Origin of the sequence: Nonomuraea sp. NPDC049486, from assembly GCF_040676925.1 — a bacterium.
Taxonomy (GTDB): Bacteria; Actinomycetota; Actinomycetes; order Streptosporangiales; family Streptosporangiaceae; genus Nonomuraea; species Nonomuraea ferruginea.
In genome coordinates, this window is sequence record NZ_JBFAPV010000037.1 from 1 (window position 1) to 7,327 (window position 7,327).

A 7,327-nucleotide genomic window follows, 5' to 3' on the forward strand; every position below is an offset into this window, starting at 1 on the left:
GGGGGGGGGTGGGGGCCCCTTCGTGGGCGGGGGGGGCTGGCGTTCGGGGGGGGGGTTTCGGGGGGGGCGCGGGTCGCCTGCGCGCCGCGCGCCGGAACAGCGCCGCGGCGAGGAACGCCGCGCCGCCGCCCAGGGCGGCGAGCCAGAGACCCGACCACAGCAGCGTTTCCGCGACGGGAGCACCGGTGGCCAGCCCGCGCAGGGACTCGGTGACGAGGGTGACCGGCTGGTGGGCCGCGAACCCCTGGAGAAAGCCTGGGAGGCTCCCGGCCGGGATGAACGCGGTCGAGAGGTACGGCAGGAAGAGCGCGACGAAGCTGAACATGCCGGCCGAGTCGACGGACCTGGCCGCCAGCCCCCACGCCGCCGCGATGAGCGTGAAGACCAGGATGTAGGCGGCGAGCAGGGCCGCGATGCCGAGCCACCCGACCGGCGAGGCCGTGGGGCGGAACCCGAGCGCCACCGCGACCAGCATGACGATGGCGGTGGACACGAGGTTGCGCAGGACACTGGCGAGGACATGCCCGAAGATCACTCCGGATGCCCGGATGGGCATGGTGCGCAGCCGCTCGACGAACCCCTTGGAGACGTCGGTGTGGACGGAGGTCGCGGTGAGCGCGGCGCCGAACCCGGCGCACAGCAGCATGACGCCCGGCGTGACGTAGTCGGCGTACGCACCGCCGACGGCGCCGCCGAGCGCGGTGCCGAAGACCGTGACGAACAGCAGCATGATGGCGACAGGCGCGACGATCGCGGTGACGAGGCTGTCGAGGTTCCGCAGCGAGTGGATGACGCTGCGCTTGGTGAAGACCAGTTCCGCGGTGCTCATCAGGGGAGTTTCCGATCGGTGGTGGTGTGTCCGGTCAGGGCCAGGAACGCGTCGTCCAGGGTGGGAGCCTGGACGGAGAACGTCCGGACGACCCGGCCCCGGTGGTGGAGGCGGTTGAGCACTTCCCTGACGCGTTCGGGGTCGCCGTCGGTGACCTCGCGGACGGTCGTCCCGTCGTCCAGGACCAGCTCGATCGATTCGCTGCCCACCTGGCGCTTGAGGTCGGCGGCGGTGCCCGAGGCGACGATGGCGCCGGCGTCGAGCACGGCGACGCGGTCGGCCAGGACGTCGGCCTCCTCCAGATACTGGGTGGTGAGGAAGACGGTCTTGCCCTGCCCGGCGAGTCGGGTGACGACGTCCCAGAGCGCGCCCCGGCTGCGGGTGTCCATGCCGGTGGTCGGCTCGTCCAGGAAGATCACCGGCGGCGAGTCGATGAGACCGGCGGCCAGGTCCAGCCGCCGCCGCATGCCGCCCGAGTAGTGGCCGACGCGACGTGACGCGGCGTCGGTCAGCCCGAACTCCGCGAGCAGCTCCCCGGCGCGCTCGCTCGCCGCGCTCTTGGTACGGCCGAGCAACCGGCCGATCATGACCAGGTTCTCCATACCGGTCAGCTCCTCGTCGACGGACGCGTACTGACCCGTCACACTGATGAGCTCGCGTACCCGGGGCGCCTCGCGGGCGAGGTCGTGCCCGAGAACGTGGGCGGTGCCGGAGTCGGCGCGGATCAGGGTCGTGAGGATGCGGATGAGCGTGGTCTTCCCCGCCCCGTTGGGCCCCAGCAGGGCGAACACCTGACCTCGGGGGACGTCGAAGCTGACGCCGCGGAGCACGTCGCGATCCCCGTAGCGCTTGTGGATGTCGTGGACCGATATCGCATGCGGTGCTGTCATACGTACAGCGTAATGCTTACGCAGTATAGCTGCGCAAGGGTTACGCAGTAATATGGCCGCATGGGAAGCGCGCACGACGACGTGCCGGAACTCCGCGGGGTCCCGAAAGCGGTCCTGCTGGCCTGGAACCTCGCGCCGGCCACGACCAAGGGCCCGAAACCCCGATGGACGCTCGCGCAGCTGCTCGACGCCGCCGTCAGCCTCGGCGACCGCGGCGGGATCGACGCGATCTCCATGAGCGGCCTCGCGAAAGAGCTCGGCAGCGGCACGATGTCGCTGTACCGCTACGTCGAGTCGAGAGAGGACCTCGTCGTCCTCGCCGCCGACCACGCGCTCGGCACCCCACCCCCGCCGGACGGCGCCACCTGGCGCGAGCGGCTCCGCGCCTGGGTGCTCGACCTGCGCCGGGTCTATCAGGACCACCCCTGGCTGACGGCGGTGCCGGTCGCCACCGAACCGCTGCTGCCCTCGTACGTACGCAGACTCGAAACGGGGCTGGAGTGCCTCGGCGACCTGCACCTGTCAGGCCCGCGCGCGATCACCGTGCTCACCCTGCTGTGGACCTACACGCGCGGCGACGTGGAGCAGAGCGCGCACTTCGCGGCGGCCGCGGACGGTCACACCACGCAGTTCCTCGCCGCCCGGCTCCGGGTGTTCGGCGGGGACTCCGCGTTCACCCGCGTGCTGGCCGTCCTGGAGGCCGACCAGCCGACGGGGGAGGACGAGTTCCTCGACGCCGTCGAGATCATCCTCAACGGCATCGAGTCCACCGATGCCCACGGGTAGCGGGGCGCATCGGTGGTCACGGCCCGCTGACGTTCAGGGCCTGTCAGTCCTCGAGCTTGCTGGTGACCTGACTCTTGGGCGGCTGCTTGATCGAGACCTTGGCGCCCCAGCCGGTGTAGCGGGTCTCGGTCACGACCGTCTTCTCCTCCCATGAGGGGATGGCGGCGAGGTCGGTGGCCACCCAGGAGGTCTTCAGCTTGCTCGGCAGGCCCTTGCGGTCCACGGTGAGGGTGTAGGCGACGGTCGCCTCGGTCGACCGCGTCAGCCCAATCGTCTCCCTGAACCAGGGGGAGATGTTGGAGAGCCGTTCGAAGGTGATCGTCCCTGTGTAGGAGGAGCCGCTGCGCTTGCTGCGCTTCACCAGCTCCGCCAGCGTGGCGGGTTCGAGCGGGCTCACCACCTGGCCGAACAGGCTGCTGACGGTCCCCATGTTGAACAGGCTGAAGGTCTTGTACCAGGTCTTGCCCTTCGGGAGGCGTTCGGCCAGGCTCCCGCCCGACCGCCAGGCGTCCTTGCCTATGATGATCGTCCGCTCGGGCTTGGTGGTGTGCCCCTCGAACAACGGCGAGGCGAACGTGCCCCGCACGTCGGAGGCGACGATGCCCTTCTTGCCGAACTGGACGACACCCTTACGGCGTACCAGCGGGTCCTTGTTGATGCTGCCGACGAACGCGCTCGCGTCGGTGAACCGGACTCCCTTCCCGGCCTTGAGCTGCGCCTTGAGCGCGGACACGGGATTCTTGGCAGCGGACTCGGCCTGTGCGGGTAACGGCGCGAGGAACAGGGCCGCGCCGGCCACGAAAGTGATCACAAGTTTCATGAGTGGCCATACTGCCCGGCGATGATCACAGCCGCATGTCGTTTTATCTCGCGCTCGGGGTGTCGAGGATCGCGCCCGAATGGCTCATCGATATGGGCTCCGCTGACCCGGCGTACCTGGCGACCGCGCCACCGAGGCAGAAGATCCAGGCGGCGGAACGCCCACGTGCGGGGAGTGCCGATCAGTTCAACCCGACTCGCGCCGACATACGACCGATCTTTGGGTGTGTGTCGCGAGAGAGCAGCCGTAGGGAACTGCATCACGCGGCGAATCAGGTGCTGCTCCCGATGCCGATTCTCGTTGTTCCCGAGCGAACGAGATCAACTGCCTCGAAGAAACGCGGCTGGTACGGCGAGTCGTCCGCGCGGTGTGCTCCCGAGAACTGAGAAGGCGGTTCGAAAGTTGATGACCGCGAGGTCGTAGTGTGACCAGCCGCCAGTTACCGGGGCAGTCTGCCTCAGCCAACCGCTGCATCGACAGACGAACCGCCCTCTAAGGTGTTCTGATGATCTCCATGATCACCAAGCCGCCGGGTTGGATCTTCCTGATCGGACTGCTGGCCCCGTGCCTGCTCGTGCTCTACTGGGCCAGCGTGCCCTTCTGGTATGGCATCGAGATGTTTCTGATCGGGCTCTTCATCTTGGGCCCGCTGGTTCTGGTCTACATCCGCCGCCTCACTACGGCCTCGTTCGAAGGTCAGGTCAGCGGTCGCCCATGGCGTTGGCTGGTAGCCCCGTTGATTGTCTGGGCCACGATACTGGCGCTCGTCACGAACGCGCCTTTCCATCTGAGGTTCGCGATCTCTCTTCCCGAGATGGAGGAGTATGCGGCGACGGTGAAGGAGCAGTCGGTCGACGCACCCTGCGAGTGGGTCGGTCTGTATCGGGTGTGCTACTCGTCCCCCCACTACGTCGAGTCGGAAGCGGTCCCCGGTTCGGCCTACCTCAGCACCGAAGAATGGGTCATCGACAGTAACACCGGCTTCCTGATGGTGCCTCATGGAAAACCGGAGGCGGAGACCATCGATGACAAGTACCGCCACATCAGCGGTCGCTGGTTCGGCCATCATGGATGGGACAACTGGTGAGCCTGATGGCTAGGCCGAGCGATCAATGGGACGTCAACCCGCGAACTGCCCTCTGAAAGAGGACCCCAGCATGCCCCTGTCTGTAAAAGTCGCGCGGAACCTGATCTGGTTCCAGGCGACAATCACCCTGCTCGGCATTGTCCTGCTCATCATGGGCCTGGTCTTAGAACCCAGTGAATCCCTGGAAGGACTGTCCTATGCCCCCTTCTACCTTCCACCACTCGCCGCTGCTTGGTTGGCGAACCAGTGGCACACCCGTCGCCCGTGGGTCCGTCACGCCACCATCGCAGTTCAGCTCGCCATCCCCTTGCTCGACTTCATCGACTTCCTGATTTCAGACACCCTCGGGTGGGTCCTCACCGCACCCTGGTCCGCGCTCATCGTGACTCTCCTCCTGCTTCCTCCGGCGAGAACGTGGTTCGCCCCTGCACAGCAAAGCCCACGCACCCCGTCGCAGCCGGCACCGCCCGCCGCCACCTGACATGCCGTGGCACCGATGAATTCCGGGCGGCGGCGTCGTCTACAGCATCAGCGACAGGCCACGGACGCCGCGCCCCCGCGAGCGTTGCGGCCCGTGGGTCTTAGACGACCCGAGACCACGGAGTTCTGAACATGCGGAAGCTGATAGCGACAGTGTTCAACTACTCCCTCGACGGCTTCCTCGCCGACGAGGGCACCGAGTTTTTCGAGTTCTGCTTCGACCTGCCCGAGAACCGCGAGCCCGACGACCCTGCGCACCTCGACTTTCTCCAGAGCGCCCACGCGCACCTCATGGGCCGCACCGCGTACGAAGGCATGGCCAGGGCCATGACGACCACCGACCACCCGTTCGCCGACATTCTGAACGCCGGGCGCAAGGTCGTCTTCTCCCGGACCATGAAGACGGCCGACTGGGCCAACACCACCGTCGCCGCCGGTGACACGGCAGAAGAGATCGACAAGCTGAGGCTGGGCGGCGACGGCCACATCGTGGTCTGGGGCGGCGTCAGCCTCTGGCAGTCGCTCATGCGGCTCGACCTGATCGACGAGTTCCAGGTGAGCATGTTCCCTTACGTCGCGGGTGAGGGCACCCGGCTGTTCGACGGTGTCCCGAAGTCCTACCAGCTCGACCTGGTCTCCAGCACCGCCTCCAGCAACGGGATCGTCTATCTGCAGTACGGGCGACACCGCTGACCCAGCGACCGGACATGAATTGGGGCTTTCGGTTGGTCGGCGCCAGGCACACTGTGGCACCCCTTCAGACGAAGGACGCCGGTGAACGCCCGGGCGCCGCGCTCGGCAACAGATGGTGTGTCGGCGCACGAGCTGCCGCAGCTCTGCGATGTGCACCCGGACGGACATGTCAGGCCGGCGCTGGGATGGCCGGTGCCGGCGGGTGGCCCGGATCGTCGCGGTGGAAGATCGCCAGGAGGGCGAACCAGACCAGGATCATGATTCCGGCCGGGCGCAGGTACTCCTCAGCGAGCAGGGTGCCGACGAAGGAGTAACCGGCGAGCCAGACGCCAGTGACGATGCCGACCACGCGGATCGGCCAGGAGTGGCTGACCAGGGAACTCGCCACAATCCAGACGCCGGCGAGGACGTGGCCGCCGAGCCGGACCGCCCAGGCCGTGTCGTATTCGACCGCGTTGATCATGAGGATGCCGGCGAGCACATCGAGAACCACCCAGCCGTAGCCCGCGGCTTTGGCCCAGGGCGCCGCCTCCAGGCGGGACACCAGAAAGAGGATCGAGAGGTGGAAGAAGACGCCCAGGTATTCTCCCCACGCCACGTCCGGGTCCGTGAAAAAGGCGATCACGGCAGGCAGGAACAGAACGAGCGGTAAGAGCGCCAGCAGGCGGAGGCTGGCGTAGTGCCGTCGAGCATCGAGCATCGGAGAAGTCCTTCGCGTGAGCCGTATGGTCAGGTCGAACACTAGAAAGGCGGTGTTGACATGTCAACAGCTAGCCAGGGTGAGGCGACTGAGCTGTGGCTGCGATGGAAACGCGCTCATGAGCTGGTCCGTGCCGCCGTCATCGCCGAAACCACAGCGGCGTCCGGCCTCTCCGAGGCGGAACTGAGCGTCTTGGTCTGCCTGCACGAGTCCGGCGGGAGCCTGCGGCAGAACGCCCTCGCCGCCGCACTCGGCTGGGACCGGACGCGGCTGTCGCACCTGCTGACCCGCATGGCCGACCGCGACTACGTGGCCCGCGACAAGGTTCCGAACGGGGTGGAGGTCACGCTACGCCCGGAAGGCAGAAACGCGATCAAGGCGACGTTGCCGACACTGGAGATGGCCACTCGCCGCCACCTGCTGGACCGGCTCGGCCCGGACGACGCCAGGACGCTCAAGGCCATCGCCGATCGCCTCCTGTCCGGCGACGGGGACAACTGAGCCGGAGTGCCGCCCTAGGGTTCTGCTGCTCATGGCGACATGGCGGATGTGTGTCGCCGGGCGTATTGGAAAATTCGCCTCGGCTGCTGACCACTAAACGGTGTCTTCGTGATCATCCCGAAGATGAGTCCCCGCTGGAGGCTGTCGTTTGGGGTGTTGCTCAACAATGGCCATCGCGACGGCGGCAATCATGAATCCCACTCCGGCAATGGCGAAGATCTGCATTACCTCACGGATCGGCTGTGCTGGGGACCCGCCCTCCATCGCGCCGCATGATCTGAAGACCGCCAGCAGGAGGAAAGAGGTTCCTAACACCAAGAAAGTCCGACGGCCGGTCATCATGAAAGCTGATGGTACTGCAAAAGAGGGGGCCGACCTGGGCCTCTTGGTGGGTGGAGCCCAAGAGAGATTCGAACTCCTGGCTTCCTGCTTGGAAATCGGCCCGATGGACTTCCCCTTCTAGCGTGGAGACCTGACCTAAGGAGAAGGTTGGGTCGTGGGAGAGACCAGACGCAGGTTCGATCCGGAGTTCCGGGCGGGC

The 7,327-nt window shown here is 66.8% G+C and carries 10 protein-coding genes; 6 read left to right on the plus strand and 4 right to left on the minus strand.

Features of this window, described 5'->3' with window-relative positions:
* A partial coding sequence (locus AB0K05_RS44260; protein WP_364237819.1) for an ABC transporter permease occupies positions 1–829 on the minus strand: 829 nt, incomplete at its 3' end.
* Entirely contained in the window at positions 829–1,719 is an 891-nt protein-coding gene (locus AB0K05_RS44265; RefSeq protein WP_364237821.1) for an ATP-binding cassette domain-containing protein, read from the minus strand. The genes AB0K05_RS44260 and AB0K05_RS44265, both read right to left, overlap by 1 nt.
* 60 nt (positions 1,720–1,779) lie before the next feature.
* Here AB0K05_RS44265 and AB0K05_RS44270 point away from each other — a divergent pair, with 60 nt between their 5' ends.
* Positions 1,780–2,505, plus strand: a complete 726-nt coding sequence (locus AB0K05_RS44270; protein ID WP_364237823.1) for a TetR/AcrR family transcriptional regulator — start codon at positions 1,780–1,782, stop codon at positions 2,503–2,505.
* Positions 2,506–2,548: 43 nt separating this feature from the next.
* Here the strand turns inward: AB0K05_RS44270 and AB0K05_RS44275 are convergent, their stop codons facing one another.
* Entirely contained in the window at positions 2,549–3,325 is a 777-nt protein-coding gene (locus AB0K05_RS44275; protein WP_364237826.1) for a hypothetical protein, read from the minus strand.
* Positions 3,326–3,830: 505 nt separating this feature from the next.
* On the opposite strand from AB0K05_RS44275, the gene AB0K05_RS44280 reads away from it, so the two are divergent.
* From AB0K05_RS44280 to AB0K05_RS44290, 3 genes are all read left to right on the plus strand, one after another.
* Positions 3,831–4,412, plus strand: a complete 582-nt coding sequence (locus AB0K05_RS44280; protein ID WP_364237829.1) for a hypothetical protein — start codon at positions 3,831–3,833, stop codon at positions 4,410–4,412.
* Positions 4,413–4,482: 70 nt separating this feature from the next.
* Entirely contained in the window at positions 4,483–4,893 is a 411-nt protein-coding gene (locus tag AB0K05_RS44285) for a hypothetical protein (protein ID WP_364237832.1), read from the plus strand.
* Between the two features lie 131 nt (positions 4,894–5,024).
* Positions 5,025–5,585: a dihydrofolate reductase family protein gene (locus AB0K05_RS44290; protein WP_364237834.1), complete on the plus strand. Its 561-nt coding sequence runs from the start codon at positions 5,025–5,027 to the stop codon at positions 5,583–5,585.
* A 169-nt stretch (positions 5,586–5,754) separates the two neighbouring features.
* Here AB0K05_RS44290 and AB0K05_RS44295 read toward each other — a convergent pair whose 3' ends face one another.
* Positions 5,755–6,285, minus strand: a complete 531-nt coding sequence (locus tag AB0K05_RS44295; RefSeq protein ID WP_364237836.1) for a hypothetical protein — start codon at positions 6,283–6,285, stop codon at positions 5,755–5,757.
* A 60-nt stretch (positions 6,286–6,345) separates the two neighbouring features.
* Between AB0K05_RS44295 and AB0K05_RS44300 the strand changes: the two genes are divergently transcribed.
* Positions 6,346–6,786, plus strand: coding sequence for a MarR family winged helix-turn-helix transcriptional regulator (locus AB0K05_RS44300; protein WP_364237838.1), 441 nt, complete (start codon positions 6,346–6,348; stop codon positions 6,784–6,786).
* Positions 6,787–6,952: 166 nt separating this feature from the next.
* A complete protein-coding gene (locus AB0K05_RS44305) occupies positions 6,953–7,249 on the plus strand; it encodes a hypothetical protein (RefSeq protein ID WP_364237841.1) in 297 nt (98 codons plus the stop codon).
* Positions 7,250–7,327 lie beyond the last annotated feature (78 nt).

Bases quoted from the DNA above. Each gene is read 5' to 3' on its own strand.
- AB0K05_RS44265 (WP_364237821.1), bottom strand. From the start codon at position 1,719: ATGACAGCACCGCATGCGATATCGGTCCACGACATCCACAAGCGCTAC.
- AB0K05_RS44270 (WP_364237823.1), top strand. From the start codon at position 1,780: ATGGGAAGCGCGCACGACGACGTGCCGGAACTCCGCGGGGTCCCGAAA.
- AB0K05_RS44275 (WP_364237826.1), bottom strand. From the start codon at position 3,325: ATGAAACTTGTGATCACTTTCGTGGCCGGCGCGGCCCTGTTCCTCGCG.
- AB0K05_RS44280 (WP_364237829.1), top strand. From the start codon at position 3,831: ATGATCTCCATGATCACCAAGCCGCCGGGTTGGATCTTCCTGATCGGA.
- AB0K05_RS44285 (WP_364237832.1), top strand. From the start codon at position 4,483: ATGCCCCTGTCTGTAAAAGTCGCGCGGAACCTGATCTGGTTCCAGGCG.
- AB0K05_RS44290 (WP_364237834.1), top strand. From the start codon at position 5,025: ATGCGGAAGCTGATAGCGACAGTGTTCAACTACTCCCTCGACGGCTTC.
- AB0K05_RS44295 (WP_364237836.1), bottom strand. From the start codon at position 6,285: ATGCTCGATGCTCGACGGCACTACGCCAGCCTCCGCCTGCTGGCGCTC.
- AB0K05_RS44300 (WP_364237838.1), top strand. From the start codon at position 6,346: ATGTCAACAGCTAGCCAGGGTGAGGCGACTGAGCTGTGGCTGCGATGG.
- AB0K05_RS44305 (WP_364237841.1), top strand. From the start codon at position 6,953: ATGGCCATCGCGACGGCGGCAATCATGAATCCCACTCCGGCAATGGCG.